Origin of the sequence: Myxococcus stipitatus DSM 14675, assembly GCF_000331735.1 — a bacterium.
Taxonomy (GTDB): Bacteria; Myxococcota; Myxococcia; order Myxococcales; family Myxococcaceae; genus Myxococcus; species Myxococcus stipitatus.
In genome coordinates, this window is record NC_020126.1 from 3573979 (window position 1) to 3600452 (window position 26474).

At 68.8% G+C, this 26474-nt stretch carries 21 protein-coding genes; 11 read left to right on the forward strand and 10 right to left on the reverse strand.

The window, feature by feature from the left end:
* Entirely contained in the window at window positions 1-2373 is a 2373-nt protein-coding gene (pbpC, locus tag MYSTI_RS13875; protein ID WP_015348388.1) for a penicillin-binding protein 1C, read from the forward strand.
* On the opposite strand, the gene MYSTI_RS13880 is transcribed toward pbpC, so the two are convergent.
* A complete protein-coding gene (locus MYSTI_RS13880) occupies window positions 2370-4109 on the reverse strand; it encodes a CotH kinase family protein (protein ID WP_233278265.1) in 1740 nt (579 codons plus the stop codon). The genes pbpC and MYSTI_RS13880 overlap by 4 nt on opposite strands.
* A gap of 351 nt (window positions 4110-4460) precedes the next feature.
* On the opposite strand from MYSTI_RS13880, the gene MYSTI_RS13885 reads away from it, so the two are divergent.
* Window positions 4461-4928 carry a DUF2892 domain-containing protein gene (locus tag MYSTI_RS13885; RefSeq protein ID WP_015348390.1) on the forward strand — a complete coding sequence of 156 codons (468 nt, stop codon included), beginning with the start codon at window positions 4461-4463 and terminating at the stop codon, window positions 4926-4928.
* Between the two features lie 54 nt (window positions 4929-4982).
* Here MYSTI_RS13885 and MYSTI_RS13890 read toward each other — a convergent pair whose 3' ends face one another.
* Complete coding sequence (locus MYSTI_RS13890; protein ID WP_015348391.1) at window positions 4983-8492, reverse strand: hypothetical protein; 3510 nt, start codon at window positions 8490-8492, stop codon at window positions 4983-4985.
* A gap of 188 nt (window positions 8493-8680) precedes the next feature.
* Between MYSTI_RS13890 and MYSTI_RS13895 the strand changes: the two genes are divergently transcribed.
* On the forward strand, window positions 8681-10123 hold the full coding sequence (locus tag MYSTI_RS13895; RefSeq protein ID WP_015348392.1) for an LVIVD repeat-containing protein: 1443 nt from the start codon (window positions 8681-8683) through the stop codon (window positions 10121-10123).
* A gap of 307 nt (window positions 10124-10430) precedes the next feature.
* Here the strand turns inward: MYSTI_RS13895 and MYSTI_RS41345 are convergent, their stop codons facing one another.
* The 8 genes from MYSTI_RS41345 to MYSTI_RS13935 form a co-directional block, all read right to left on the reverse strand.
* On the reverse strand, window positions 10431-11768 hold the full coding sequence (locus tag MYSTI_RS41345; RefSeq protein WP_015348393.1) for a hypothetical protein: 1338 nt from the start codon (window positions 11766-11768) through the stop codon (window positions 10431-10433).
* A 167-nt stretch (window positions 11769-11935) separates the two neighbouring features.
* Complete coding sequence (locus MYSTI_RS13905; RefSeq protein WP_015348394.1) at window positions 11936-13597, reverse strand: hypothetical protein; 1662 nt, start codon at window positions 13595-13597, stop codon at window positions 11936-11938.
* Complete coding sequence (locus tag MYSTI_RS13910) at window positions 13594-14376, reverse strand: outer membrane lipoprotein-sorting protein (RefSeq protein WP_015348395.1); 783 nt, start codon at window positions 14374-14376, stop codon at window positions 13594-13596. Before MYSTI_RS13910 ends, MYSTI_RS13905 begins: the two co-directional genes overlap by 4 nt.
* 5 nt (window positions 14377-14381) lie before the next feature.
* Window positions 14382-15683 carry an ABC transporter permease gene (locus tag MYSTI_RS13915; protein ID WP_015348396.1) on the reverse strand — a complete coding sequence of 434 codons (1302 nt, stop codon included), beginning with the start codon at window positions 15681-15683 and terminating at the stop codon, window positions 14382-14384.
* A gap of 4 nt (window positions 15684-15687) precedes the next feature.
* The gene (locus MYSTI_RS13920; protein ID WP_015348397.1) at window positions 15688-17796 is read right to left on the reverse strand and encodes an ABC transporter permease; all 2109 of its coding nucleotides are present in this window, start codon (window positions 17794-17796) and stop codon (window positions 15688-15690) included.
* A 1-nt stretch (window position 17797) separates the two neighbouring features.
* Window positions 17798-18547: an ABC transporter ATP-binding protein gene (locus tag MYSTI_RS13925; protein WP_015348398.1), complete on the reverse strand. Its 750-nt coding sequence runs from the start codon at window positions 18545-18547 to the stop codon at window positions 17798-17800.
* On the reverse strand, window positions 18544-19044 hold the full coding sequence (locus MYSTI_RS13930; RefSeq protein WP_015348399.1) for a GbsR/MarR family transcriptional regulator: 501 nt from the start codon (window positions 19042-19044) through the stop codon (window positions 18544-18546). Before MYSTI_RS13930 ends, MYSTI_RS13925 begins: the two co-directional genes overlap by 4 nt.
* 227 nt (window positions 19045-19271) lie before the next feature.
* Window positions 19272-19808, reverse strand: coding sequence for a S1 domain-containing protein (locus tag MYSTI_RS13935; RefSeq protein WP_015348400.1), 537 nt, complete (start codon window positions 19806-19808; stop codon window positions 19272-19274).
* Window positions 19809-20071: 263 nt separating this feature from the next.
* On the opposite strand from MYSTI_RS13935, the gene MYSTI_RS13940 reads away from it, so the two are divergent.
* The 8 genes from MYSTI_RS13940 to MYSTI_RS13975 all read left to right on the forward strand — a co-directional run bounded on the left by MYSTI_RS13940 (window position 20072) and on the right by MYSTI_RS13975 (window position 26472).
* The gene (locus tag MYSTI_RS13940; protein WP_015348401.1) at window positions 20072-20347 is read left to right on the forward strand and encodes a hypothetical protein; all 276 of its coding nucleotides are present in this window, start codon (window positions 20072-20074) and stop codon (window positions 20345-20347) included.
* A gap of 132 nt (window positions 20348-20479) precedes the next feature.
* A complete protein-coding gene (locus MYSTI_RS13945; protein ID WP_015348402.1) occupies window positions 20480-21049 on the forward strand; it encodes a hypothetical protein in 570 nt (189 codons plus the stop codon).
* 90 nt (window positions 21050-21139) lie between these two features.
* The gene (locus tag MYSTI_RS13950; RefSeq protein WP_015348403.1) at window positions 21140-21574 is read left to right on the forward strand and encodes a tetratricopeptide repeat protein; all 435 of its coding nucleotides are present in this window, start codon (window positions 21140-21142) and stop codon (window positions 21572-21574) included.
* Between the two features lie 22 nt (window positions 21575-21596).
* Window positions 21597-21992 carry a hypothetical protein gene (locus MYSTI_RS13955; RefSeq protein WP_015348404.1) on the forward strand — a complete coding sequence of 132 codons (396 nt, stop codon included), beginning with the start codon at window positions 21597-21599 and terminating at the stop codon, window positions 21990-21992.
* Between the two features lie 7 nt (window positions 21993-21999).
* The gene (locus MYSTI_RS13960; RefSeq protein ID WP_015348405.1) at window positions 22000-22836 is read left to right on the forward strand and encodes a sigma-70 family RNA polymerase sigma factor; all 837 of its coding nucleotides are present in this window, start codon (window positions 22000-22002) and stop codon (window positions 22834-22836) included.
* The gene (locus tag MYSTI_RS13965; protein WP_015348406.1) at window positions 22808-23269 is read left to right on the forward strand and encodes an EscF/YscF/HrpA family type III secretion system needle major subunit; all 462 of its coding nucleotides are present in this window, start codon (window positions 22808-22810) and stop codon (window positions 23267-23269) included. Before MYSTI_RS13960 ends, MYSTI_RS13965 begins: the two co-directional genes overlap by 29 nt.
* Before the next feature lie 102 nt (window positions 23270-23371).
* Window positions 23372-24181 carry a type III secretion system protein gene (locus MYSTI_RS13970; protein WP_015348407.1) on the forward strand — a complete coding sequence of 270 codons (810 nt, stop codon included), beginning with the start codon at window positions 23372-23374 and terminating at the stop codon, window positions 24179-24181.
* A gap of 71 nt (window positions 24182-24252) precedes the next feature.
* Window positions 24253-26472 carry a hypothetical protein gene (locus tag MYSTI_RS13975; RefSeq protein WP_015348408.1) on the forward strand — a complete coding sequence of 740 codons (2220 nt, stop codon included), beginning with the start codon at window positions 24253-24255 and terminating at the stop codon, window positions 26470-26472.
* Window positions 26473-26474: the final 2 nt, after the last annotated feature.

Genomic DNA, 26474 nt, shown 5'->3' on the forward strand with positions numbered 1-26474 from the left:
ATGCGTCGCTTCCGCCACCTCCTGAAGAAGCTGGGTTGGACCGCCGTGGGGGTGTTGAGCCTCATGGCGGTGGGGGTGGCGGCGGCGTGGTGGGTGCCGCTGCCGTCGCGCCTCACCGCGCCGCCCTCCGTGGTGATGGAGTACCGCGACGGGACACCGGCGCATGTGTTCCTCGCGCCGGATGAGCGGTGGCGAATCGCCGCGCCGGTGGAGCGCATCGACCCGGCGTACCTCCGGGCGCTGTTGGCACTGGAGGACAAGCGCTTCTATGCACACCCGGGCGTGGACCCGCTCGCGGTGGTGCGCGCCGCCGCGCTGAATGTGACGCGGGGGCGCCGGGTGTCGGGAGCGTCCACGCTGACGATGCAGTTGGTGCGGGTGCTGGAGCCTCGCCCGCGCACGCTCTCGTCGAAGGTGGTGGAGTCATTCCGCGCGATGCAGTTGGAGCTGCGGCTGACGAAGGAGGAGGTGCTGGCGGCGTATCTCCAGTTCGTGCCGTACGGGCGAAACGTGGAGGGAGTGGAGGCGGCGGCGCTGGCGTACTTCGGCCACACGGCGGCGCACCTGAGTCCGGCGGAGATAGCGACGCTGCTGGCGGTGCCTCAGAACCCGAACCGCCGGTTCCCGGTGCCGGAGAACCAGGCACGGCTGAGGGCGGCTCGGGACGAAGTGGCGCGGCGGCTCCTGGACGTGGAGGCGCTGCCGAGAGGGCCGGAGGAGGCGAGTGTCTCGAAGGAGCAGGTGCTGGAGGAGGTGCGTGCCTCCTCGGTGCCGCGAGAGATGAAGGCGTTTCCACGCGAGGCGCCCCATGCCGCGGTGTGGCTGAAGGGCCAGCGTCCCGGGCAGGCACTGCTGCGGACGACGTTGGACGCGGGCACGCAGCGGCTGGTGGAGCGGCTGATGCGGGATGCGGCCGTGACGCTGCTGCCGAAGGGCATCCACAACGGGACGGCGGTGGTGGTGGACCGGGAGCAGGGAGGTGTGCTCGCGCTGGTGGGGAACTTCGACTTCTTCGACGAGAAGCACGGAGGGCAGATCGTGGGCTTCGTGACGCCGCGCTCTCCGGGCTCGACGCTCAAGCCGCTGCTCTATGCGATGGGCATCGACCTGGGAATGGTGGGCCCCGAGCAGCTCGTGGCGGACATCCCCATGACGTATGGGGGCTACTCCCCGCGCAACTTCGACGGCCGCTTCCTGGGGTTGGTGCGGCTGGAGTACGCGCTCTCCCAATCGCTCAACATGCCCTTCGTGCGGCTGCTGGAGCGAGTGGGCGTGGAGCGCTTCCTGGGGGCGCTGCGTGGCGCGGGTACCACCAGCCTGGTCGCGGAGCCGGGGCACTACGGCCTGTCGGCGGCGGTGGGGGGCATCGAGATGACGCCGATGGAGGTGGCCGGGGTGTACGTCGCGCTGGCGGGGGATGGGCGGACGCGGCCCTTGCGGTTGCTGGAGGAAGGGCAGCCACGAGAGGACCCCGTGGAGGTGATGTCACCCGGCGCGGCGTGGCTGACGCGCAAGGCCCTGGCCATCCGAGACCGGCCCGACTTTCCGGAGCGACGTCGGCTGACGGGGTTGCCCGCGCGCGTGCACTGGAAGACGGGGACCAGCTTCGGACACCGGGATGCGTGGGCGGTGGGCTCGGGGCCTCGGCACACGGCGGTGGTGTGGCTGGGCAACTTCGACCACTCGCCCAGCGTGCACCTGGTGGGCGCGGACGCCGCGGGGCCGGTGCTGTTCGACATCCTGGAGGGCGTGGGGCCTCGGGGCCGCTCATTGCCGGACGAGGATGTGAACGCGCCCAATGACCTGATGCGCGTGGAGGTGTGTGCGTACTCGGGCCACCTGCCGACGGAGGCGTGTACCCAGCGCAAGGAGGTCTACGCGAGGCGCACCTCGGTGCCCACCGCGCGCTGTCCCTATCACCAGCGGGTGGAGGTGGACGTGGCCACGGGGCTCGCGGTGGGGCCGACGTGCCGGGCGGGACGGGAGACCGAGTCGCGCGTCTTCGTCACCTGGCCCGCCACCATCCGCCGCTGGCTGGAGGAACAGCATCGCCGGCTGCCCGAGCCCCCCTCGGCGGCGCCCGGCTGTGAGCCCGGTGGTGAGCGTGCCGCCCCGAGCATCGTCTCGCCGGGGGCGGGTCACATCACCCTGCTGATTCCGGGGGTGCCTCCGGAGAAGCAGGAGCTGCCGCTGGAGGCGGAGGCTTCCCACGAGCGAGCGCTCACGTGGTTCGTGGACGGAGCGCTGCTGGGCACCGCGCGCGCGGACGAGCGGATGTGGTGGACCCCCTCGGTGGGGACCCACGAAATCCTCGTCACGGATGACCGAGGGCTCACCGCGAAGCGCACGCACACCGTTCGCGAGCACCGCTAACGCACCTCCCACCCCTTGTCCCCGCGCGTGTACTGCTGGCCCGTGGGCAGCTCGCCGTAGAACAGGAGGTCCTTCACCCCGATGACGGACTTCCCGTCGAACAGGCCCACCTCGCCCTTGGGTGCGAGCCGGATGCCCAGCTCGGACAGCTTCAGCCGCACGCGCTTGCCCGGTGCCACGGACACCTGGGGCAGCACCGCGCCCAGGGGCGGCCGCGCCAGGGTGGGCGCATGCTCACCGCCCGCCAGGCTCACCCGGAGGTTGGTGGTCAGCACCATGCCCTGGAGAGACAGCGCCTCCTCGCCGCGGTTTCCAATCTCCACCCAGCCCGCGCTGGGGTCGAACGCCTCGAACACCAGCGGCGAAATCCGTGCCTCCATCCGCGCCCAGTCCTTCTGCACGAAGGCGCGGCGCTCCTTCACGAAGCGCTTCATGTACTCGCGGCCCGCGGCGAACCGGCCGTGGTCCATGTGCGGGTCCGCGCGCATGTCGTTGTCGATGAGCCGGTGCAGCTTGTCGATGTAAGGGTCCATCACCGCGGGGGTGAACAGCTCCTCCATCGCCTTCTCCAGCCGAGCCCCCAGCCGCTCCCGCAGCTCGGGGTGCATCACCACGCGCGTGCCCAGGTTGGAGAACACGGGCAGGTAGCCGGGGTACGAGCCCGTCTCCAGCTTGCGCTGCTGATACATCTTGTCCACCCACGCGTCCGTGAGGGTGAAGTTGAACAGCGGGTGGCGCATGTTGTTGCTGCTCCCGCGCATGTCCTCCACGGTGGCCGGGTACCACCAGCGCGCATCCACGTTGTTCAAGTCCCACGGGACGTAGGACCACTTCGCCACCGCGCGGTCGTAGAGGAAGTAGCTCTCCGAGTCCTCCACGAAGTTGTTCGACATCAGCGCGTCCAACACCATGGAGCGCAGGTAGTGCTCCAACTGGAGGTGCTTCTCGAGCGCCGCGGGCAGGTCGGGCTCTGGCGTGTGGTTGATGAGGTCCAGCATGGCGATGAGCGGGTCGTTCGACTCCCGCTCGTTCGTCTTCTTCGTCCACTCGCCCTGGTACGGCACGCGCCACGTCTTGAGCTCGCAGTCCTTCCAGCCGCAGCGGTAGATGGTCGCGTCCGTGTCCGCGAAGTCATGGGCCTTGAGGAACGCCTTGTTCACCTGCTCGATGTCCAGGAACACGCCCTCGTAGTGGCCGTTGAGCTTGAGGCGCACGTACTTGGCTCGGGGCGCGGGCACGCGCATCGCGGCGAGCAGGTCGAACGCCATCTTCTCCGCCAGCATGGAGGCGTCCGCGTACTCCGCCACCAGGTTGAGCGACGTGCGCCCCTCGAAGCGGACGTTCTTCTCGAAGCTCACGTTCCAGCTCTTCTTCGGGAACGAGCGCGCGGAGGCGCCACGCAGCCGCACCTTGACGGGATAGGCCGTCCCCTGCGCCTTGAAGACGGCGTCCTGCTCCGGCGTCCAGATGTCCGCCTCGAAGCGCCGCATGGTGGCCTCGGGGATGATGAGCTCGTACTCCTGCACGCTCGCCTGGACGGCGGGCAGCTCGAAGCGCCGCTGGACCTCCGTCTCCTGGGGAGGAGGCGGCTGCACCGGAGGAGGCTGCACGGGAGGCGGTGGAGGCGGCTGGACGGGCGGCGGTGGAGGCTCCGGCGGGCGCGGGGGCGGCTCTTCCGCGGCGGGAGGCGTGGGCGGGACGGAGGTGGCCGGTGCTCCAGAATCGCAAGCCCACATCCACATCACTGGAAGACAGAGCAAGAGTCGTGAGCGTGTCATCACTCCGTGTTGAGCAAGGTGCATGCCTTCGACGGGGGGACTTGCACCGCGCGGAAGTGAACGTTGCCAGCGTGCGGAAGGGCCGAAAGACAGCCCATGGATGAAAGGGATTTCCCTCCCTGGTCCGGTTCAGGGGGCCCATGAGGGCAGGGGAGCCGCCGCGCACTCGACACGTCCTGTGCTCTCGCGAGGTGCAGGCGGCCGGGCGGGGAACTCCCTGGAACGTGTCTCCTGCTGTTCCCGGCGCGGTGGGTCGAACCTAGTTTCAATGAGGAGAGGGGAGTGCCCAGAGAGAGGGAGTCGCCCGCGATGGAGACCTGGAACCAGTCGTCGGATTCGGCCCGCAGTCACACGCCGGTGATGGTGAACCGGCGCATCGACCAGCATGTGGAAGCGTGCGTGCGGCACATGGCGACGCGTGCGGACCGCCCAGAGATGAGCCGCTACCTCCAACGCCTGGAGCGCGAGTGGGACCTCAACCGCGCCGTCATGGTGGCGACGGCGGCGCTGGGGGCGCTGGGGCTGTTGCTCGGCAAGAAGGATGGTGGCCGGTGGCGCGTGCTCAGCGGCGTCGCGGCCGCGGCGCTCCTCCAGCACGGCGTCTTCGGCTTCGGGCCCTTGTCCGGTCCCCTGCGCGCGCTGGGGGTCCGCACGCGCCGGGAAATCGACCTGGAGAAGTTCGCCATCAAGGCGCTGCGCGGTGACTTCGAGCGCATCCCCAACGACGGAGGCCCCATGGCTCGGGCCAACGCGGCGCTGGTGGCCGCGCAGTCCTGAGGTGACGCGGCCCCCGCTCGCCCGGAAGAAGGGAGCGGGGGCGCTCTCGAGCCCTCAGTGCCGAGGCGCGGTGTAGCCACCGCCCACGGCGGGCACCAACGCGGGAGACGCGGGCTGGGGCGCGCTGTTGTTCGCCGCACCCGTGTTCGCCTGGTCGAAGAAGCCGTTGAGCCCGGCGATGCCCAGCGAGAAGTTCGTCACCCAGCCCGAGTCGGGCTTGCCCGCCTTCGCGCCGATGTCGAGCGGCCGCGCGAAGTGCAGCCGCATCAGCAAGGGCCCCAGCGCGACGTTCACGCCGATGGCCGCATCCAGCACGCGGTGGTTCCACAAGTCCCTGGAGCTGTTGCCCACGCCACCCACGTCGATGCCGGCCACGGCCTCCAGGTCGCTGAGGAAGGCCACGCGGATGATGTCATTGAGTGGCAGCTGCAGCTCCAGTGTGGAGTAGGCGAAGTGCCGTCCGAGCAGCCACCGCTCGTCGCCGAAGTTCACGCCGCGCAGGGTGTCGAACGAGGACAGGAAGTAGGAGCGCGCGTAGCGTCCCCCCAGCGTCGTGCCGGCGCCGCCGCGCAGGAACAGGTTCGTGCGGCCGTAGATGGGGAAGTAGCGCTCCGCGTCCAGGCGGAAGTTGCCGTAGGCCTGGTCGTCGAAGGGCTGGGCACCCAACGTGGTCTCCAGGAGCACGGAGCTGCCGGACAGGGGGCCGGTGGCGTAGTGGTACTTGAGGCTGTCGTAGCCGATCTGCCCGCTCAGCTCGGTCTGGAAGCGGATGGCCTTGTTCTTCGCGTTCCACACCGACAGCAGCTCGCGGTTCGCCTCGTTGCGGTCGGGGAAGAACAGGTAGAACTCGGTCGGGTCGTCCAGGAAGTACTTGGTGCCGCCCAGGCTCAGGTCCGCTTGCACGAAGAGGAAGGTGCTCAGCGGGTAGCGCAGGCTGCCGACGGCGCCGAAGTAGCGCTCCGCGGACGTGAAGAAGACGGGCAGGTCGTCGAAGGTCTGGTCCACGCGGAAGCGCAGCGACTGGAACAAGCCGCCGCCCTTCGTCGTGCGTCCCTCGTCGTTGATGTAGAGCAGGTAGCCGTCCGTCAGGTCGAAGCTGCCGTACACCGCCAGGGTGAGGATGAACTGGTGGTCCCGCATCTTGTCGCTGGCCGCCGCGAAGAGCTGGCCGACGAAGCCGCCGCCGCCCGCGCCCGCGAAGCCGAAGATGGGACCGAACTCCAGGTTCTGCCGGGCGAAGGGCTGGTACGCCAGGGCATCCGTGAGGGGCCGCACCGCCAGCGGGTTGGGCGGCTCGGGCGGAGGCTCCGGGGCCACGTCGAGCGCCAGCATGCGCGGAGGCCGGAGCACCGCGGGTTTGCGCTCACCCGACACGTGGAAGAGCATCCACAGGCTGCCCTCGGGGCCCGGACCCGGCTCGAACACGCCCGTGGTCAGGTCCGTGCGGCGGACGATGCGGCCGTCGGCCATGAGCTCGTGCAGGTCGGAGCTGCTGTTGTTGAACGCGGTGAAGAACACGCGCCCATCCGACAGCGCGAGGGGGTCCGCGTGGTCTCGCTCCTCGCTCGTCAGGCGCTCCACCTGGCGGGGCGCGTCCAGCTTCACGCGGAAGAGGTTGAACTTGCGATGGGACGTGGCGTCGGACGAGAAGATGATGCCCGCGGGTCCCCAGGTGACCTGCCGCTCCGAGAACACGTCATCGGTGAGCTGCAGCGGCTTGGCGTCCGAGCCCGCCTCCAGGTCGATGACGTACACGTCGCGCAGGCCGTCGTCCCGGATGCCGATGAAGGCCACGTAGCGGCCATCCGGCGACATGGCTGGCGAGTACGCCGCCAGGAGGCCGTGCTTGTCGATGCGGTACGTCTTGCGCCCGCCCAGCGTCAGCTCCACCTGGGTGCCCACCTCGCGGTCGATGCCCGTGCGGATGGGGTTGCGGCGCACGAGCACGTCCTGCGCGCGCTTCTCCACGGTGTGTTTGTAGTCCTGCACGTAGATGACGTCGCGCCCGGTGACCTCGGCGACGAAGGCCAGCTTGTCCGGCGACAGCGCGAAGCTGCGGCCGGAGATGGGATGCAGCGACTCCATGCCCGGCACGCCGTCACCCGCGACCTTCAGCGACTTGTCCGCGTCGCGCGGGTCCATCAGGTACAGCCGGCTCTCGCCCGTCTCCGGGACGATGGTGCGCACCGCGAGCACGGTGCCGTCCGGCGAGCTGCTCATCGCGGTGATGTAGCCCGGCGCCTTGTCGAGCAGGTCCAGCGCGGGTGAGGACTGCTCCGAGCTGAGATACGTCTTGTAGGCCCGGCGCTTCAGCCAGTTCTCGAAGCGCGCGGACAGCCGCTTCGGGTCATCTCCCGTCAGCCGCTCCAGCAGCTCCTCGAACTTGAGCGAGGGCGTGTCCTTGGCGCCGCCCACCAGCCGCGGAGACTCCTCCAGCACGCGCTGGATGAAGCCCTTGCCGTACTCCTCCTCGAGGAAGGCCACGCGCACCTGGCCCACCTTGTAGATCCACAGGTAGCCGTAGGGCCCGGGTGAGAAGAAGTCGAGGAAGGCGTAGCCCTTGTAGAGGTCCGGGTTGACGAGCAGGTCCCGCACCAGCATCTCCGCCTCGGGGTCCATGCCCCGCTTGGCGTAGAACTCGGCGATACCTTCGATGAACCACAGCGGAATCGCCTGGAGCGGATCTCCAAACACCTTGGCCTGCTCCGCCACCGTGCGCGTCTTCTGGATGGTGAACTGGTGCGCCAGCTCGTGGGTGCTGATCTCCTCGAAGAGCCGGTGGTCGCCCAGGTACGGAAGTGTCAGCTTCAGGTCCTCGGTGCTGGTGACACCCAGCGTTCCCTCGGAAAGCGGGAAGAGGTTGGTCTGAAGGAACTCCTGGTAGCTGCTGTAGAGGATGTAGGGGAAGGTCTCCGTGGGGACGTACTGAAAGGTGTCCACCAGGTACCGGTAGGCTTCCTCGATGAGGGGCGCGGCGCGCTCGGCGACCATGCGCTCGCGCTCGTAGAAGTAGAAGCGCACGCCGCCGGCCTTGGTGCCCAGCGACTTGGCATAGGTGTAGTTGAAGCCGCCGTCCGGAGAGCCGCCGTCGGGCGCGGTGCCGAACACGCTCCCGGAGAGGGACGGCGTGGTGCCGCTGTCCTCGGAGCCGGGGCCGCTCGCGGCGACGCCCGTGGCGGCAGTGCCCGAGTCCTCGCCGCCCGTGGCGACCACCCCCGCATCGGGCGTCCCGGCGTCGTCGGCTCCCGCGAGCTGCGGGGGCGGGCTGGGAGGCAGGGCGGGGGAGGCGCCCGCGGGCGTCTCGGCCTGGAGGTTGGGCGGCGCGGTGGGAGGCGTGGAGACATCTCCGGGCGCGGCGGGAGGCTGGTCGTGCGCCGTCCTGTCCGGAGGCTTGGCGACGCCGGTGGCATCAGGGCCGACGAGGATGTCGACATGCCGCCACTCGAACTCGAAGCTGTTCACGGGCGTCTTGCCCGGGCGGCGAGGCACGACGAAGACCTGGGCCAGCGCCAGCTCGGGCAGGAGCAGCGCCAGCGCGGCGGCGGCGAGGAGACGGGGGTTCACGAAGGTCACCTCTGGGGTGGGGTACTGACGAGACAGGTGCTTCCTAGGAGGCTCGCTCTCGAAGGCGAGCCTATACAAGCGTCTCGTGGAAATCCTTGGGTTTACTTGCCTGGCGGTGGGAGTTGGCGCTGGGGAGGGTCGCGCGTAGTGCTTTTGTTGAGTGCCAACGCCCGATATGGATACGGGTCATGAGACGCTTCTACCTACTCAGCAGCACGCTGGTCCTCGCCCTGGGTTGCGGCAAGGACGACAACTCCAAGAACAAGGCGGAGTGTCATCTTGCCGCCATCAACCTGTCGGCCTGTCAGCGTTCGACTCTTGCCCAGGTGCAGCGCTCGGGTGTGTGGAACGTCAACGTCGACTTGAATGACGGGACGGGCTCCGCGGGTGCGCTGCGGCTGACGGGCGGCGCGGGGCCGCTCATGTTCAACATGCCCGTGACGGAGCAGGAGTCCACCGACGACACCCTCTACATGGCGTCGGAGAGCCTGGACACCTTCAACCGGAAGGTGCGCTTCGCTCTCGCCGGGTGTGATGCGACCGCGCCCGACAAGATGCGGGGCACGTTCCGTCGCTGTGTGGACGGCGAGGTGGATCTGGAGGGCACCTTCACCGCGGCGCGGCTCGGGCGGCGCGCGAGCGAGTCCGAGGCGTCCGGGCTGGAGCTGGTGAAGGAGATCGCGCTGCCGCGTGGCGCCGCGTCGGAGCTGGCGGTGGTGGGGGGCTACGCCTACGTCCCCGCGGGGAAGGAAGGCCTCTTCGTCTACGACGTGCGCAATCCCGCCGAGGCGAGGAAGGTGGGCGAGTACAAGCCGTCGGATGACACCTACTTCGACGTGGCGGCGTCGGGGACGCTGCTCTACGTGGCGAGCCAGAAGAGCGGCCTGGTCATCTACAACATCGAGGACCCCGCGAACCCCAAGCCCTTGCGCTCGCTGACGCAGCCGTCGGTGGTGTTCGAGACGCTGTCGGTGGAAGGCAACTTCCTGCTGGCGGGCTCGCCTTCTCCCAACGGGGAGATCCTGGTCTTCGAGTTGACGAATCCCGCGGAGCCGAAGCTGGCGGACCGCTACTTCGTCGAGGGCGCCGAGCCGTCCGCAAGCGAGGTTCCCCGTGAAGTGAAGGTCTTCGGCGACAGGCTGTACGCGAGCATGTGGACGTTCGGCCTCACGGTGTCGGACTTCACGAAGCCGTCGGACCCGAAGCTGTTGGGCCGCTTCAGCGGTGCTCCGTCGCGCGGGTTGGCGGTGGGCAACGTGGGGGGCCGCCTGCTGGCGTTCTCGGGAGGCGAGGACTGGGGTGCGTACCTGAGCGTGCTGGACGTGGTGAACCCCGCGAACATCCTCCAGGTGGGGACGTTCCGGCTCCGGGATGAGGTCTCCATCCGCGCGATGGCGCTGGCGGGGTCCAAGCTCTACGTCGCGTACTACCAGGATGGTCTGCGTGTCCTGGACGTGAGCAACCCGAGCGACGTGCGGCAGTTGGCCTACTACAACACGTGGCGCGAGACCGACGCCAACCGCGGAGGTTCGTTCTTCGAGGGCCTCACCAACGTGGTGGTGCCGGGCGATGGATACATCTACGCGACGGAGTCGTCGCGCGGCCTGCTCATCTTCCGCGAGACGAACTGACGCGGAGCTCGTGAGGCGCCTCGACGTCGAGGCGCCTCGCTGAGACGCGAGCCGTGACGCACCACCTCACGGCGTGAGCAGCGAGTTGCCCGTGATGGACCGCCCAGGCTGTCGCGCGATGAGCATCGAGACGTGACGCGACGCCTCACGGTGTGAGCAGCGAGTTGCCCGTGCCGGACCTCCCCAGGCTGGCGCCGCGATGAGCATCGAGACGTGGCGCGACGCCTCACGGCGTGAGCAGCGAGTTGCCCGTGCTGGACCTCTCCAGGCTGGCGGCGCGATGAGCATCGAGACGTGACGCGACGCCTCACGGCGTGAGCAGCGAGTTGCCCGTGCCGGACCTCCCCAGGCTGGCGCCGCGAGCGAGGCTGAGCTCGACGCCCGCATCCTGAAGGGCGACCCGAGCGGCGTAGGTGTCACTGCGCCCCGCCGCGTCGCGAGCCAGGTTGATGAGCGCGCGTGCGCGTTCGGCATGGACGGTGACGGTGCCCTGCCCGAACTCCGACGCACTGGAGCGGATGTCCGCGAAGGCGCTGTCGGCGAAGTCCAGGGCGTTGTCGACATCGTTGTCACCCTGTTGCAGCGCCGCGTCCGCCGCGAGCATCCACTCCCCAGCGCTCTGCAAGGTCGAGAGCCGCTGCTGGCGAGACTGCTCGGTCTCGACGGCTCGGTCTCCGAACGTGTCGACCTGCTCCTGCGTGGCTTGCGCATTCTGCTCGATCACGTCGTCTCGCGCGCTGAGCTCCGCTTCGAGTTGGTCGACTCGCTGGCGGAGTTGCTCCATTTCGGCGGCACTCGCTTGGGGGGCGGGCGCCGCGGGCTGTGTCGTCGACGAACTGGAGGCAGCTCCCGCGGGTGCCTCACCCCCCGCCATGGCATTCCCAGGCGCCAGCTGCTGGGGTGGCGTTGCGTCCGTTGCGGCGCCGGACAGGTTCGCGGGGGTGCCCGCTCCACCCGTGCCTGAAGTCGTCTCAGGTGGACTTGTGGGAGCTTCACCCGCTCCGGTTGATGGACCCTCCGTGGGCGTCGTCGAACTGCTCGTCCCCGAGCCGCCCGAGGCCTGCTGCTGGCCGTTGGCCTGTTCCTCCGCCGTCGGGCCGAAGCCGCCCATCATGTCCTGCGCATCAGGCTGCGCGGCCTCGCTTCCACCTGAGCCGCCCGTTGCTGGTGCTCCCGACGGCTGCGCGGGTTGTTGGGTGGAGCCGCTCGAGCCCGAGCCACCCACCCCTGGAGCTTGAGTGCCCGAGGCCGCTCCAGCCGGGGCTGTCTGAGCCGAGCCCTGGGGCTCGGCTTCCCCCGACTCCACCGGTTCGGGAGCGGGGGCGGGGATGGGTTGATAACGCTGATACGTCTCGTGGATGGCGACATCGCCCGAGGTCGCAGGGGCTTGGCCATCCGGGAGGACGGGCGTGATATCAAATCCTCCACCGTACGCGCCCGAGGCAGGGCTCTCGCCTCCAGGCATCTGCTGGATGACGAAGTTGGGAGGGAGCCAGGCGCCCTCCGCCTCCTCGGTGGCCTGCTCGTTGGCGTCCCGCAGGGCGCTCGCGGAGTTGTCCCGGACCGACGGGTCCAAGGGCGAAGGGTACTCGCTGCTGACTTGCGCCAGGCTCAAGCTGGCGGCGATGGCGATCCACGGGTGCATGCACCCACGATGTCCACGAGATGAAACATCCAGCAGCTCACTGACTTGCAGAGTCCTCGCCAGCCCGCTCGCTGGACACCCGGCCGCCGCCGCCCTGGAAGTACAAGGACCGCGCCCCTCGAGACACGGGACGCGGTCCTGGATGACCGGGGAGTGTGACGCGGGCCTCAGAGACTGATGCGCAAACCCACGCCCAGCTCGAAGGTGGGAGTCGGAATCGTGTAGCCAGGGATGGTCCTCCCGTCGACGACGAGCTCCGGCACGGTGAAGCCCATGCGGAACTCACCGCCCTTGTGGCCGTAGTGGACGGCGCCGTACGCCTCCAGCGTCAGGTAGCTGAGCGCGCGGTGAGTCACGTTGAGCCGACTGATGTACGACTTGTCCGAGAGGTTCCCGAGCGTGAACAGGTTGAAGGACGTGCGCTCGAGCGGCCCCGGGTCGTTGAGGAACAGGTACGCGGAGGTGTAGTGCTGGCCGATGTACAGAGGCTGGAAGGCGTTCTGCCTCATCAAGAAGGGATAACCCAGCGAGCTCGTGTAGCCGGTCGAGTTGTAGAAGTACTCGACGCCCAGTACCGCGAGGTCGTTGTCACCGTACCCGAAGCTGTAGTTGGCGCCGGCCGTCACCTGGGGAGTGAGGCCCGAGGGATGATACTCCTCCACCGTCGCATCGCCTTTGATGATGTCCTCGACGGTGGCGCCCGCGGGGAGTCGGTACAGCGGCTGATCCGTGCCCTTCTTGAGCCCCAACTCTCCGTAGACGTCGATGGGGCCCACGGCCGAGGACAGGTCGAACCCGAAGCGCGGCTTGCGCCCGCGCTGAGCCACGACGCTGACGGCCAACTCCGCGGGGCCCATGACGACCTCGGCGCGCAGCGCACCACCGATGCGGCTGAGCCGGTTGACCGGCCGCTCGACTGCCTCGGGAGGGGGCTGGGTGGGCGCGGTGGGCTCGGTAGGCTCGGTGGGGAGACCCCCGGTGTTGTTGTCGACCAGGGCGCCCGTGTCGGTGCCCAGGTCATCAATCACCGCGATGCCGTAGAAGTTCCAGCCCTTCGCCTCCCAGGGGACATGGACCTTCACCATGGACACGCCGGTGCGCAGGTCCACGAAGGCCAGTGGGTTGCGCCGCTGCGGTGAGAGGAAGTCGGTGGGATTCCAGATCTGCGCCGAGCCCCACTTCACGTGCTGCTTGCCGACGGTGAAGAACACCGTCCGGTCGAAGTCGAAGCGGAGCCAGGCCTGGTCCAGCAGCACGCGGGGATTGGAGGGCGCGTTGGCGTCCGTCGCCGTGGGGACGGTGGGGTCGTAGCTCAACCGCCCCACCACGAACCCGCGCAGCCGCTCCATGGGCCGGGCATCGAAGTACCCGTCCACCAGCGTGGGCGCGGCGAACGACGTGTTGCCGAACGATGTGCCCTCCGTCGCGGCCGCGAAGCCGCGGAGGTAGAACTGCCCGCCAATCTGCAGCGGGTCGTCCACGGCTTCATTGGAGTCGAAGGCGCTGCGAGTCCCTGGCCCCGACAGGGCGGTCCCATCCCGGTCCCCTGGCTCCGGAGGCGCCTCCGTCAGCGAGGGCTGCCGCTCCACCGCATCACCGGTATTGCTGGCATCGGCGTTCGCCGAAGGAGCGGGGTCCTCGCCGAACAGCGCGTCCTCGCTGGGGCGGTCCGGCGACGGTGACGCCGTCGGAGTGTCCGCCTGCGCGGGCTTCTCATCGCCACCGCCGAACAGCGCATTCTCGTCCGGCCGCTCGGACTGACCGAGCGCGGCGGTGCCGGCGAGGGCCACGGTCAGCGCCGTGGCCACGGTGAGCGTGCGCGAGCTCATCGGCTCTTGCTCTCGAGCCAGGCCTTGGTGAAGAGGTTGGCCTCCAGGGAGCGCAGGTCCACCGACTTGATGAGCACGATGGTGGAGTTGGCCTTCTCCACCTCGTCGTAGAAGCGGATCTCCTCGGGGTACCAGACGTCGGCGCCCTTGGACTCGCTGAAGACCTTCTTCCAGCGCGGGTAGAGCGCGGTGCGCATCAGGCGGCCGGACAGCGCGTACTCCTCGCGCTTGAGGATGTTGTTCGTGTCCTTGTCCACCCACAGCTTCACGACGGGGTAGGCCACGTCGATGTTGGGCTTCACCTTCAGGTTCAGCTTGTGGGCCGTGTACTTGCCCAGCTTGGCCTCGCCCTCGTAGGCCGGGTCGAACTCCTCGGCCAGGCGGGACTCGTCGAAGTCGGCGCGGCGGCTGTCGGTGCCGGCGATGCGCTCGCGCTCCGTGCGCCGCTCCCACTTGCCCACGTTGGGGTCGTAGCTCCAGAGGTTCTTGTCCAGCCGCAGGTAGCCCTTGCCGGCCTCCGTCTTGGGCTTGCTGAAGAGAATCATCAGCTTGTCGTCGGCGTCGCGCCGGTAGACGAAGCCCTCGCGGACGTTGTCGGTTTTGTCCTTCTCCTTCTGCTCCAGGTAGATGTGCGCCTTGTAGTCGCCACCGTTGCGCTGCCGGTCGTCGATGACGGAGAGGATCTGCACCATGGCGGCCGGCTCCAGGGCCAGCGCCACGGGGGCGGACAGGAGGGCCACGGACACCGCCGCGGCGGACAGCAGGTTCTTGAGGCTCATGAGTGTCACCCGATGTGGTGCATCGCCGTCACGGGCTTGAGGCGCGCGGCGAGGAAGGAAGGAATCAGTGAGATGAGCGTGGTGCACCCGGTGATGAACACCATGGCGCCCAGGACGGAGCCCGCGTTCACGACCAGGTGCAGCCGGTCCGACATGATGAACATCGCCGCGGCCTCCGGCACGCCCACGTGGGCCGCGTCCACGGCCACGCACACGACGAAGCCGATGATGGCCCCCGCGAGCGTCCCCAGCGCGCCGAGCGTCATCGCCTCGAAGAGGAACATCACCATCACCCGGGTGCGCTGCATGCCGATGGCGCGCAGCGTGCCAATCTCCCGCGTGCGCTCCCGGATGGCGATCCACAGCGTGTTCATGATGCCCACGCCGATGATGACGAGCAGCACGAAGGTGAGGATGCCCGTCAACCCGTTGAGCGCCTTGAGCGTCCAGGTGATGAAGGACATCTCGTCCTCCCAGTTGGTGATGTCCAGCTTCTGGCCCGTCCACTCCTCGCGGTTGACCACGTCGAACTTGAACCAGAACGCGCGCGGGTCGTTGTCCATGAGGGTGTAGCCCGCGTCCGTCAGCAGCTGGCGCACCCGGGCCTGCACCTGGGCCATCTGCTTGAGGTCCTTGAGGTACAGGAAGATGGCGCCCGTGGAGTCCTCGCGAAGCTGGTACAGGGAGCGCAGCGTCTGCGAGGGCACGTAGACGTTGAAGTCGCTCATCATGCCCACGTCCGCGGCGATGGCCGCCACGCGCACGTCCACGGTGTTGTTGGTGCCGCGCATCGTGGGGGCGGCGATGGTGACGACGTCGCCCACCTTCACCTCGAGCCGCTTGGCCTGCTTCTCGAAGATGAGCACGGTGTTCGGCTGCGCCAGGTCGTCCATGGAGCCGGAGCGCACCTGCAGGACCTGGCGGAAGCCGGGCTCGTCCTTGACGTCGATGCCGCCGACGCCCACCTGCGAGGAGGTCTTCTCGCTGACGAGCTTCGCCCAGCCGCGCCCGCGCTGGACGGCGTAGTCCAGCTCCGGCACTTCCTTGCGGACCAGCTCGAGAATCTTCGGATAGGCGGTCACCACCGGCGCGGCCTGGCCGGAGGTGATCTTGTAGAAGCCCGCCACGTTGACGTGGCCGGTGCCCAGGGTGGTGGCGGACCGGAGCATGGTCTCCTCCATCCCCTGGGACAGCCCCATGAGGATGACGAGCAGCGCGGTGACGCCGGCGATGGCCCCGCCCAGCAGCAGCGTGCGCCGCCGGTGGGTGCCCAGGTTTCGGAATGCGATGAGGAAGAGCTGGAACATGGCCTTACTCGTCCGTCTGCATGGCCTGCAGCGGCGACACGCGCGTCGCGAGGAACGCGGGGTAGAAGGTGGAGATGGCGGACACCAAGAGGACGATCACGAGCGCGGCGATGAGGTTGCCGGCGCTCAACGTGGGGTACAGCCGGGGACCGGAGAAGAAGAAGTAGAGTGCCTCGTTGTTCGCGGGGATGCCGCTGGAGCCCAGCATGCTCATGATGCCGCTGCCGACCAGGGCGCCACCCGCGCCGAAGACCAGGCCCAGGAGCACGGTCTCCACCAGCACCATGCTGAGGATGAAGGAGCGCTGCGCGCCAATGGCTCGCATCGTCCCCACCTCCCGCACCCGCTGGAGCGTGGCCATCATCATCGCGTTGTTGATGATGACCAGGGCGACGACGAAGATGATGAACACGGCGAAGTACAGCACCAGCTTCGCCAGCAGCACGAACTGACCGATGAAGCCCGCGGCCTGTTGCCATGACGCCGCCCGCAGCTTCATCCCCGCGTCGGTGCCCACCTGCTTGAGCTCCTCCATCGTCTCTTGGAGCTTCGTCGGGTCCTTGAGGATGACGGCCGTGCTGAGCACCACGCCCTTCTCGATCTCCTCCTGGGAGTAGACCCGGGCCACCTGGTCCTCGCGGTGCACCGCGCCCTGGTTGCCCTCGAAGGCCTTGGCGTCGTCGACGATGCCCGTCGCCGCGTCCGCCACCAGCGTGTTGCCGCTGTCCTCGCCGAACAGCGCGTCCTCGGCGCTGGCGCGGTCCACCGCCTTGATGCCGCTGTTCTTCTGGAGCTCGGCGATCTCCGCCTTCCGGTCCGGGCTGAGGTAGCCGTAGAGGTCCCGGAAGGTCATCAGGTCCATCAGGTTGATGAGCCCCGCCATGGTGGACTTCTCCAGGCCCTTGAACTGGTAGGTGCCGTAGACCTTCACGTTGACGCTCTGCACGTAGCCGGTGCGCGTGAAGGCGCTGATGGTGAGGCTGTCGCCCATGCGCAGGCGGTACAGGTCCAGCAGCGGGGCCAGCTCCGCGTAGAACTGCTGGTAGCGCGTGTCGAAGTTCTCGTCCGTGGTGGTGAAGAACTCGGGCAGGAGCTTGTCCAGGGTGGACTCCTTGCTGCCGAGCACCTTCTGGAGCCGCTCCACCGCCTGGCGCGTCTTGACGGGGTCCAGCTGGAAGATGATTTCACGCGTCTGGGTCTGGTTCTCCTTCACCCACCGCTGCATCTGCGGGTCCGCGGCGATGAGCTTCCCGTTGAGGTCCCGCTCCGTCTTGATGTTGTCCAGGCGGAACGCCGTCTTGAGCTTGAAGAAGTTCTCGTAGAAGAACTTGGAGACGAGCATGCCGCGCTTGCCCTTCGGCACGGCCTCTCCGTCCACGACCTCCATGCGGTCGAACGTGCGCTGGAACGTGTCCAGGTCCGTGCCCACGTAGCGCAGCTCCAACAGGTCGCCGTCCGGCAGCTGCGGGGCGATGCGGTTCTCCAGGAACTCCAGCGACGCGAACGGGTCCGCGTCGAAGCCGCTCCAGAACGCGTCGGTGCGCGCGCGGGCGAGCGCCTCCACCTCCATGGGGTCCACGGCGGCCTCGGTGAGCACGTTCTGGCTGTTGGCCCGCTGCTTCTCCATGAGGGCGACAATCTGACGGACGTGGGCCTTGACGCTGTCGATGCTCTCCGTGAGGGCCGGCGTCTCTCCCTGCTCCGCGCGCTTCTTGTAGAGGTCGCGGAGCCGCGCGAGCGTCAGGTCCACCGTGTTGCCGGAGGTGATGAGCGCGCTGCTGGTGCCCATGGGCACCACCGTCTTCACGTTGGGGTGCTTCTCCAGGACGGGCCTGACGCGGCTGAAGTCAGCCAGCACCGTCAGGTCCGGCTCGCCGCTCATGCCGCCGTACAGGCTCAGCTCGTCCTTGGACTCGTCCGAGTAGACCTGGATGTGGCCGGCCACGCTGCCGATGATGCTGCGGCTCATCGAGCCGTCGATGCTGTCGAGCAGCGCGCCGCCCACGACGACGAGCAGCGTGCCGAAGAAGATGATGCCGCCGATGAGGATGTTGATCTTGCTGGTGAACAGGTTGCGGAAGGCCACCTGCAGCAGCAACCGGAGCTGCCCCATGTCAGTGACCCTCCGCGCCCGCGGCCATGGCCCGCTTCGCCTCGGACGGGGTGAGCCGGTCCAGGAACTTGCCGTCCGCCAGGCGCACCACCGCGTTGGCGTGGCTCATCACCTTGGCGTCGTGGGTGGAGAAGATGAAGGTGGTGCCCTCCTTCTGGTTGAGCTCCTTCATCAGGTCGATGATGTGCTGGCCCGTCACCGAGTCCAGGTTGGCGGTGGGCTCGTCCGCCAGCACCAGCTGGGGCCGGGTGACGAGCGCGCGCGCCACGGCGACGCGCTGACGCTGGCCACCGGACAGCTCGTTGGGGCGGTGCTTGGCGTGGTTGGCCAGACCCACCTGCTCCAGCAGCTGCATCACGCGCTCGTGGCGCTGGTTCTTGTCCAGCTTGCGCTGGAGCAGCAGGGGGAACTCCACGTTCTGGAAGACGCTGAGCACCGACACCAGGTTGAAGCTCTGGAAGATGAAGCCGATGGTGTGCAGGCGCAGGTGCGTCAGCTGCCGCTCGGAGAGCTGCTTGGTGTCCTGCCCGGCCACGCTGACCACGCCCGTGGTGGCGGTGTCCACGCAACCGATGAGGTTGAGCAGGGTCGTCTTGCCGCTGCCGGACGGGCCCGCGATGGAGATGAACTCACCAGGGTGCACCTGGAGATCCACGCCGCGCAGCGCCGGGACGACCACCTTGCCCAAGGTGTAGTCCTTGGTGACGTTGCTGATGGAGACGATGGGTGAGTGGGGGACTGCGGCGTTCATGCGGTGCGTCCTTTCGATGCCTTGGGGGTGCGGGGCGAGGGGCGGGCACGACGTGAGGCGCGCCACCGCTCGGCGATACCGGCCATCTCGGCCAGGTAGAAATCACAGAAGTCCGCCGCGTCTCGCAGGTGCTGCCGGTTCGCGAGCTGCGGCGCGGACAGGGCCTCCTGGCACAGGCGGACGAACGCCTTGACGCTGTCCTCCGCCGTGCGAAGGCGCGACTCCCAGCCGTCGCTGTTGACGACGTAGTAGTGCTGTCGGTCTCCAGGGACGCTGACGGGGTCCACCAGCCCGATGCTCATGATGGCCCGGATGTTGGTGGAGACGGAGGCGGCGCTCACCTTGAGCACGCGGGCGATCTGCTGGAGCGACAGCGGCTCGTCCGCCAACATCAAGAGCCCATGGATGCGCCCGCTGATGCGGGTGCTGCCCTGCCGCTCGAAGTACAGCCCCATCGACTCGATGAAGCGTTGCTCCGCGGCGCTCAGTTCCTTCATCCCTGCCTCCGTCCCACCCGACATGGCCGAGCGCGACGGACATCCGCCTGGGCCAGGGTGGCACCCGGCATCTAGTTCGTTCAGAGCATTCAGTCAATACTGAATGAAGTGAACGACGCCCTCCGCGCGGGGCCGCGGGGTGGAAAGAAGAGAGGGCCCCGGACCTGCGCGGTCGGGGGCCCTCTCCATCCCTCCCTGGGAGGGGTGTGATGCTTCACGGGAGCACGTCAGTACGAGTCGGGTTGGGTGCTCTTGTTGCCGCTGTCGGAGTCACTCCCCATGTCGCGGTCCTTGTCCGCGTCCATGCCCGAGCCCCCGGTGCCATCGTTGATGGAGGAGTCCGGGGACATGACGTCCTTGCCGGTGCCGCCCGTGCCGGAGAGGGAGATGCTCTTGGCCATGTTCTTGGTCTCCTTGACCTCGAAGCTGGCGCGAATCTCCTGTCCCTCCTTGAGGTCCTTGGCCTTCTTGAGGGTCGGGTCGGTGAACATGGTGCTCTTGTCGATGTCGAGCGTCACCACCGCGCCCTGGGCGTCCTGGACGAAGACCTTGCTGCTCTCGGCCTTCACCACCTTGCCGCTGAGCTCCTTCTGGCCCATGGCGGAGCCCATGGTGGACCCGGAGCCCCCCATGGAGGTGTCGTGCTGCATGGTGCCCGAGCTGCCCTGCGGCGGCGGAGGCGGCTTGTTCGGGTCGTCCTTCGCCAGGGCCGAGCCAGAGCCCACCAGAGCCAGCGCCGCGCAAATCCCAACGAGCTTCTTCATGGGAGAGTCTCCTGTGTGAGTGTCACGGAGGGGTGCGTGGTGTGCGGTGTCCCTCCGCTGGACCACAAGCTAGGTGCGCCCCCCGAAGCGGACAGGGCAGGGGGAGCAAGGTCGCCACGTGCCCGTTCCCTCTCCTGCCGGTAGGGCGGGGGCCAGGGCGGGCAGCAGGCGGCTTGATGGCGGGCGGCCTTTTCCCCTACCGTCACACAGGCAAGCGTCCATCGGCCTTCCGGCCGCGGACCCGACAGGAGCCCCTCTCCGAGATGCCCCCCTCCAGCAAGCCGTCCGCCCCCGCGCAGGAGCTTCCCGCGCCCTCGTACCCCGCAATCGAGTCGCTCCTCGAGGACACCCCGGCCGAGGACGTCCGCGCCCTGTTCTCCCCCGTGAAGGAGGGCCTGGCGGGCCTCAAGGGCCCCAAGGTGGAGGTCGGCAAGAAGGTCCAGGCCGCCGTGGCCCACGCCGAGCAACTCCTGGAGGTGCTGGTGGACACCCGTGAGCGGCTGATCGCCGAGTCCAAGGGGGCCAAGGGTCGGAAATGACGGCGTTTCCCCTGGACGTCGCGAATTTTCGCCAGCGGGAGGCAACTGGCGGGGCGTCGGACCGATAATGGGGAAAAGAGCACTGGATCATCCAGAGTCTCTGTCAACTTCTCGCAGCGCCTGGAGGATGTAATGGCGAAGATCGACAACATGATGGGCCCCAGCGTCCGGCTTTCGACCCACGTCACGACGGCGCGGCAGACTCCGAACACGGGCTTCGGCGCGCGTCTCCAGAACGGCCTGAACAGCGCCGCGGGTGCCGTGGGCACGGGCGTGGGCGCGGTGGCGGGCATGATTCCCGGCGGGCAGATTGTGTCCGCGGCGGTCTCCTCGGTCCACACCCTGTCCAACTCCAGCGGTTCGGGCGCCGGCCCCTACGCGGGCGTGATGAGCACGGCGGTGGGCGTGGGCGGCGGCGGCATGGCGCCCTCCGTGGGCGGCGCGGGCGTGGGCATCGGCGGCGTGACGGGTGGACTGGGCGGCAACGTGGCCGGCATGGGCGGCAACCCCGTCAGCCCCAACGGCAGCGCGGCTGACAGCGTCAACGGCAATTTCTCGCTGAACCAGATGGCGGCGGAGAACTCGAAGCTGCTGAACCTCCAGGCGGCCATCCAGCAGGAGTCGCAGACGTTCACGGCGATTTCCAACGTGATGAAGTCGCGGCACGATTGCATCAAGAACTCCATCAGCAACGTCCGCTGAGCCCTCGGGGCCACGCGGGCGCGAGCCCGGAGGGGAGGGAGGCGGCGCCGCTTCCCTCCACGCCGGGCGAGGAAAGGAAGAGCGAAGTCCATGGCGGAGAGCGTCTCGGAGATCTCGAACAGCCTGGTTCCCCTCGGGCGCCAGCAGGCCATGGTGTTGCTGGAGGCCGGCTACCTGTGGCTGGACATGGGGCAGTTCGACAAGGCGAAGGAGATCTTCTCCGGCGCCGCGGCGCTGATGCCCAAGAGCGAGGTGCCGCAGCTGGGGCTGGGCGCCGTGGAGTTCGCGCAGGGCCGGCACGACAAGGCGCTGCAGGCGTACCGCTCCGCGCAGCGGTTGGCGCCGCAGGCCTCGCTGCCTCGGGCCCACGTGGGCGAGGCGCTCCTGTTCCTGGGCAAGGTCCCGGAGGCGCTCAAGGAGCTCAAGGCGGCCATCGACCTGGAGCCCGAAGGTGATGGGGCCCGTCTGGCGCAGGCGCTCATCCAGGCGAAGGAAGCGGGGGTCCTGCCTCCCGCGAAGAAGTAGGGGCAGGAGGAGAGGTTCACCCATGGCTGTCGGTGGCGTTGGACGAGGAGGCGGGAAGGGGCGCGCCGGTGGCGCGAAGGGGGCGTCGTCCGCGGGCCCCACCGGGGGCGCGGGCTTCGGCGCCCGGGTGGACAAGTCGGAATCACTCGTGGGCGTTTCGGGTCTGGTAGGCTCCAGCAACGTCCAGGGCCCCCAGGCCGCGGATCCGGTCGCCGCACAGGCGAAGGCCATTGCCCGCGGGCTGAAGAACGGGGGCTTCAAGAGCAAGGAAGAGGCGACCCGGGCGTTGGTCGCCGAAGTCCTGAAGGAGAAGCTGCGCATGAAGTCTTCCTCCCTCACCACGAAGATCGCGGACGCCTTGCAGGATGACCCGAGGCTGAACCAGGTACTCGAGCGGCTGTGGTCCAAGGCCGAGTGAGCAGCGCTTGCCACTGGGCGAAGACAGAAAGGCCATTCTCACCAAGTACGGCCCCTACGTTCGGTCCCTCGCGGCGACCGTGCGCAAGCAGTTCAACGCCCAGCTCGAGCTGGACGAGCTGCTGGCATACGGACAGATAGGGCTCCTGGAAGCGGCGGAGCGGTTCGACCCCAAGGTCGGTGCCAACTTCCTGACCTTCGCGCACTACCGCATCAAGGGCGCCATCTTCGACGGCCTGAGGAAGATGGGGGTGTTGCGGGGTTCGGACGCGCGAAACGCGTTCGTGGGAGAGCGGGCGGCGGCGTATCTGGGCAATTTGTCGGACCGCGAGTCGGGTTCAAGCAACCGCGGCAGCTCATTCGACGATGATGTCAGTGACATCTCGGATGCGGTGCAGGGGTTGGCGATGGTGTTCGCCTCCAGTCTGGAGGGGGCGGACAGCTCCGGGTACATGGATGAGTCCCTCCCAGCCGATGTCCGGCTGGAGATGGAGCAGCTGAAGACGCGGGTGCGGGCGGCGATCGAGAAGCTCCCCGAGAAGGAGCGAAAGCTCCTCCAGGGGTATTACTTCCAGGGCAAGACGCTGGAAGATGCCGGGGCGGAAATCGGGCAGTCGAAGAGTTGGGCCTCGCGGCTTCATGCGCGAGCCATCGACCGGCTCAAGGAACTCTTGAACGAGGAGGAGGAACTTCCTCCCACCTCGACGGATGCAAGGAGGCTGTCACATGGCGGGTCCGATGGCGGGCGTCTCCGCGGCGCAGGTGGCTCAGCAAAAGCTGCAGGATCAGAGCGTCCAGCAGACGAACAAGCAGGGCGTGTCGAAGTTCGACGGAGTTCTCGCTGACAAGGCGCAGGGCGCCGGTCAGGTCGACGCGACCCAGGGTGTGAACAAGGCCCAGGCGACCCAGAAGACGGACGCCGTGCGCCAGGTGGAGACCGTCAACAAGACGGAGAAGGCCGCCCTCAACAAGGTGAACGCGGCCGCCACCCAGCCTGTGTCCGCGAAGGCCGCGGAGCCCGTTGCCGCCAAGACGGAGACGGGGAAGACGGGCAAGACCTCCGACATGATGTCGCAGGTGATTGGCGACCTGGAGAAGGGCCAGGGCAACCTGGAGAAGATCATCTCCCAGGCCTCCAGCGGCAAGCAGTTCTCCAACGCCGAGCTGTTGTCGCTCCAGGCGTCCATGTATCAGTACACGCAGCAGTTGGACCTGACGAGCAAGGTGGTGGAGAAGGCCACCACGGGTCTCAAGGACGTCGTCAAGACGCAGGTCTGATTCACTCCACGTCCTCGGTGGCGCTTGACGAAGGGCGACCTCTCCTGGTTGGAGGGGGCGCCCTTCCGCGTTTTCCGAGGCCCTAGTAAGCTCCCCCCGCCCATGATTCGCCGACCGCAAGCGTTCGCCGCCCCGCTTCTCGCCCTCGTGCTCGTGACGGGTTGTCACATCGAGCTCCAGCACGAGTTGAGCGAGGCGGACGCGAACGAAATCTACGTCCTGCTCAGCAAGAACGGCATCAACGCGAAGAAGGAGAAGGAGGAGGGCGGCAACGAGGTGCGGTTCATGATCACCGTGCCCAAGACCGACGCCGCCGAGGCCGCGGAGCTGCTCAAGCTCAACTCGCTTCCCCGACCGGTGGAGAAGGGCCTGTCCCACTTCGCCAAGGGAAGCATGGTCCCCACCGCCACGGAGGAGCGCGCGATGCTCCTGAAGGCCATGGCGGGGGAGGTCTCCAACGCGCTCAACCAGATTGACGGGGTGCTGGAGGCCCGCGCCATCGTCAGCGTGCCGGAGAACAACGACCTGACGCAGCCGGAGAACAAGCCGATGCCGTCCGCGTCCGTGTTCATCAAGTACCGCGTGGGCGAGGGTGGCAAGGCGCCCATCGACGAGGCTCGCGTGAAGGAGTTCGTCGCCGCCGCGGTGCCGGAGCTCCGGCCGGAGGCGGTGCGGGTGTTGATGACGGCCGCGCAGGGACCCAAGGCGGAGAAGACGGACGAGAACCGCCAGCAGGACGTGCTGGGGCTGCGGATGACCGCGTCGAGCGCCAGCCAGTTCAAGGTGATGATGGGCGGCGTCGGCCTGCTCATGGCGCTGATGATCGGCCTGACCGTGTGGTCGATGACGCGAGGGGGCGGCGCTCCCGCGCCCAAGACGGGGCGTCCCCGCGTTCGCCCCCCCGAGGCCTGACGTCTTTCGCCCCTCCCGGTGGGGCGTCTTCTTTCTCCCAGCGGGCGTCCGTGGGGCCCGCGAGGTGACGTTTGGACTCGTTCTTCACCTCGCTCAGCAAGCGCCAGAGCATGTTGCTCCTGACCGCCGTCACCTTCGGCGGCCAGGAGAGCTTGGGGGCGATGGAGCACCTTCCCGCGGAGGAGGGGGACCTGCTGCGCCATCGCGCGCAGGAGCTCCTGCAGATTCCGCGCGACAAGCGCATCCCCGCGCTGGTGCAGGAAATCAAGCGGCTGGTGAAGGACCGCCGAGGGCAGCTGTGGGGCGCGGAGCCGGAGCGTCTGGCCACGCTGCTGCAGCGTGAGCGTGGGGCGCTGATGGAGATTGTCCTCCGCGCGCTCCCCGCGGCCCTGGCGGAGGCGGTGCGAGCGCACCTGCCCCCCACTCGCGTGAAGCTGACCCGCGAGGTGCGGCCCCAGGTCCTCGACATCGTCCGGTGGAAGCTGGAGGAGACGCTGGCCCGTGAGTCGGGCGCGTCGCAGTCGGCCGGCTTCAAGTTCGCTGACGTGCTCATGCTGCAGCAGCGGGAGCTGCTCACCGTGTGCGATCGGCTGGGCGCACGGGTCCTCGGTCCGGCCCTGGCGGGTCTGCCCGACGCGGAGCGGGAGGCGCTGTTCGAGCCCCTGCCCCCGGACCTGAAGCTGCTCGCGACCAAGTCCGTGGCGGCGAACGCGCCGCGCAAGCTGCCCGAGGAGGACGCGCGGGCGCAGTTGGAGCTGCATGACGGGCTGAAGAATCCCGCGGGCTCCATCCGGAGCGCGGGAGTGCAGCGACTGGCGCGTGCGTGTGTGGCCCAGTCTCCGGAGTTCGCCGCGCGCATGCTGGAGAAGTACCGGGGTGAGTTCGGCGGGCTGATCGCGAAGTGGGTGCGCGAGGAGCGCATCCGCCCGACGGCGCGCGGGGACGGCGGCCGTACCGACATCGTCATGGACCTGGAGCGGCTGGCCTCGCGGGGGCTCATCGAGCGCCCCGTGCGTCTGGCGTCTCCGCCCCCTCCGCGTCAGTCCGCGGTGCTTCCTCCGCCTCCGGGCGCGCGCAAGGCCGCCGCGGCCGCGCAACAAGCTTCCAATAGCGCGGCCCCGCGTGAGCCCCCCGTGGCCCCGCGCGAGGCTCCCGCGGCCCAGCGTGAATCCCCCGCGGCCCCTCGAGAGGCCTCGGGCGCGCCCGCTCGCGCTCCGGCCGGGGCGGCTCGCCCGGGTGTCCCAGCGGCTCCCCGGGGGCCAGGACGCGCGGGCGCCGCCAGCCGGCAGCCTCGAGCCGCGGAGCCCGCGGCACGTCGTGACTTCATGGCGGAGCGTGCCGCGAGGAGCGCGGGCGCCATGTCCAGCCGCGAGCCCGCGCGCGTGGATCGTCCCAAGGATGGCGCCGCGGATGGATCCGCGATGCATCGGATGCCTGCTCGTCGTGATGCCACGGCGGCCTCGCCGGCTCCCGGGGCGCCACGTGGCACCTCGGCGGGAGCTCGTCGCGAGCCCGGCGCGGGCGGAGCACGGAGGGAAGGCGAGGCACCCGAGCCCCGGGCCAGCCGTCCGGGGAGCGCGGATCCGCAGGGCGCTCGGATTGGACCTCCCCCCTCGCGCCTGGGCGGGGCACGTCCTCGTCCCTCGGCACCCTCGGGGGAGGGCGAGCCCGCGACGCCTCCGGCACGCGACGGCTCTCGAATCGGGGCCGCCCCGGACGGTTCGCGTGTGCAGCGCTCCGCGGATGGGTCTCGCGTGGGCGCGGCGCCGGATGGCTCTCGGGTCCAGCGCTCGGCGGACGGGTCTCGGGTGGGGGCAGCGCCCGAGGGTTCCCGCGTCCAGCGCTCGGCGGATGGCTCACGCGTGGGCGCGGCGCCCGAGGGCTCTCGAGTGCAGCGTCCCCCGGAAGGGTCTCGCGTCCAGCGCCAGCCCGAGGGTTCCCGAGTGCAGCGGGCGCCGGAGGATCTCTCCCGCTCGTCGCGTGTCCGGCTTCGGCCGGAGCAGAACGCGGCCCAGGCGGAGCCGGAGGAGGGGTCTCGCGTGTTCCGCTCGCGCTCCTCGGTCAGCATCAGCTCCGTCCGTGTCGACCCAGCCCTGGAGGGCCCGCGTCAGCAGGAGCGGCCGCCCAGGGTCTTGGCGGGCCGCTCACCGACTTCCCCCGGGACACAGCCGCCGGCGGGAGGGCGGGAGGAGGGGACGTCCGTGCAGCGCCGCCCTCGCTCTCCGAGTGATTCGGACCGGCCCGCGTCTTCCGGTCCCGGAGGGCGTGGACCGCGGGGCGGAACGCGCTAGCA

Excerpts from the sequence above, each read along its gene's own strand:
- MYSTI_RS13940 (WP_015348401.1), top strand. The coding sequence starts at position 20,072 with ATGCCCCCCTCCAGCAAGCCGTCCGCCCCCGCGCAGGAGCTTCCCGCG.
- MYSTI_RS41345 (WP_015348393.1), bottom strand. The coding sequence starts at position 11,768 with ATGCACCCGTGGATCGCCATCGCCGCCAGCTTGAGCCTGGCGCAAGTC.
- MYSTI_RS13905 (WP_015348394.1), bottom strand. The coding sequence starts at position 13,597 with ATGAGCTCGCGCACGCTCACCGTGGCCACGGCGCTGACCGTGGCCCTC.
- MYSTI_RS13955 (WP_015348404.1), top strand. The coding sequence starts at position 21,597 with ATGGCTGTCGGTGGCGTTGGACGAGGAGGCGGGAAGGGGCGCGCCGGT.
- MYSTI_RS13970 (WP_015348407.1), top strand. The coding sequence starts at position 23,372 with ATGATTCGCCGACCGCAAGCGTTCGCCGCCCCGCTTCTCGCCCTCGTG.
- MYSTI_RS13945 (WP_015348402.1), top strand. The coding sequence starts at position 20,480 with ATGGCGAAGATCGACAACATGATGGGCCCCAGCGTCCGGCTTTCGACC.
- MYSTI_RS13930 (WP_015348399.1), bottom strand. The coding sequence starts at position 19,044 with ATGAAGGAACTGAGCGCCGCGGAGCAACGCTTCATCGAGTCGATGGGG.
- MYSTI_RS13910 (WP_015348395.1), bottom strand. The coding sequence starts at position 14,376 with ATGAGCCTCAAGAACCTGCTGTCCGCCGCGGCGGTGTCCGTGGCCCTC.
- MYSTI_RS13915 (WP_015348396.1), bottom strand. The coding sequence starts at position 15,683 with ATGTTCCAGCTCTTCCTCATCGCATTCCGAAACCTGGGCACCCACCGG.
- MYSTI_RS13935 (WP_015348400.1), bottom strand. The coding sequence starts at position 19,808 with ATGAAGAAGCTCGTTGGGATTTGCGCGGCGCTGGCTCTGGTGGGCTCT.
- MYSTI_RS13950 (WP_015348403.1), top strand. The coding sequence starts at position 21,140 with ATGGCGGAGAGCGTCTCGGAGATCTCGAACAGCCTGGTTCCCCTCGGG.
- MYSTI_RS13880 (WP_233278265.1), bottom strand. The coding sequence starts at position 4,109 with ATGTGGGCTTGCGATTCTGGAGCACCGGCCACCTCCGTCCCGCCCACG.
- MYSTI_RS13895 (WP_015348392.1), top strand. The coding sequence starts at position 8,681 with ATGAGACGCTTCTACCTACTCAGCAGCACGCTGGTCCTCGCCCTGGGT.
- pbpC (WP_015348388.1), top strand. The coding sequence starts at position 1 with ATGCGTCGCTTCCGCCACCTCCTGAAGAAGCTGGGTTGGACCGCCGTG.
- MYSTI_RS13920 (WP_015348397.1), bottom strand. The coding sequence starts at position 17,796 with ATGGGGCAGCTCCGGTTGCTGCTGCAGGTGGCCTTCCGCAACCTGTTC.
- MYSTI_RS13885 (WP_015348390.1), top strand. The coding sequence starts at position 4,461 with ATGGAGACCTGGAACCAGTCGTCGGATTCGGCCCGCAGTCACACGCCG.
- MYSTI_RS13925 (WP_015348398.1), bottom strand. The coding sequence starts at position 18,547 with ATGAACGCCGCAGTCCCCCACTCACCCATCGTCTCCATCAGCAACGTC.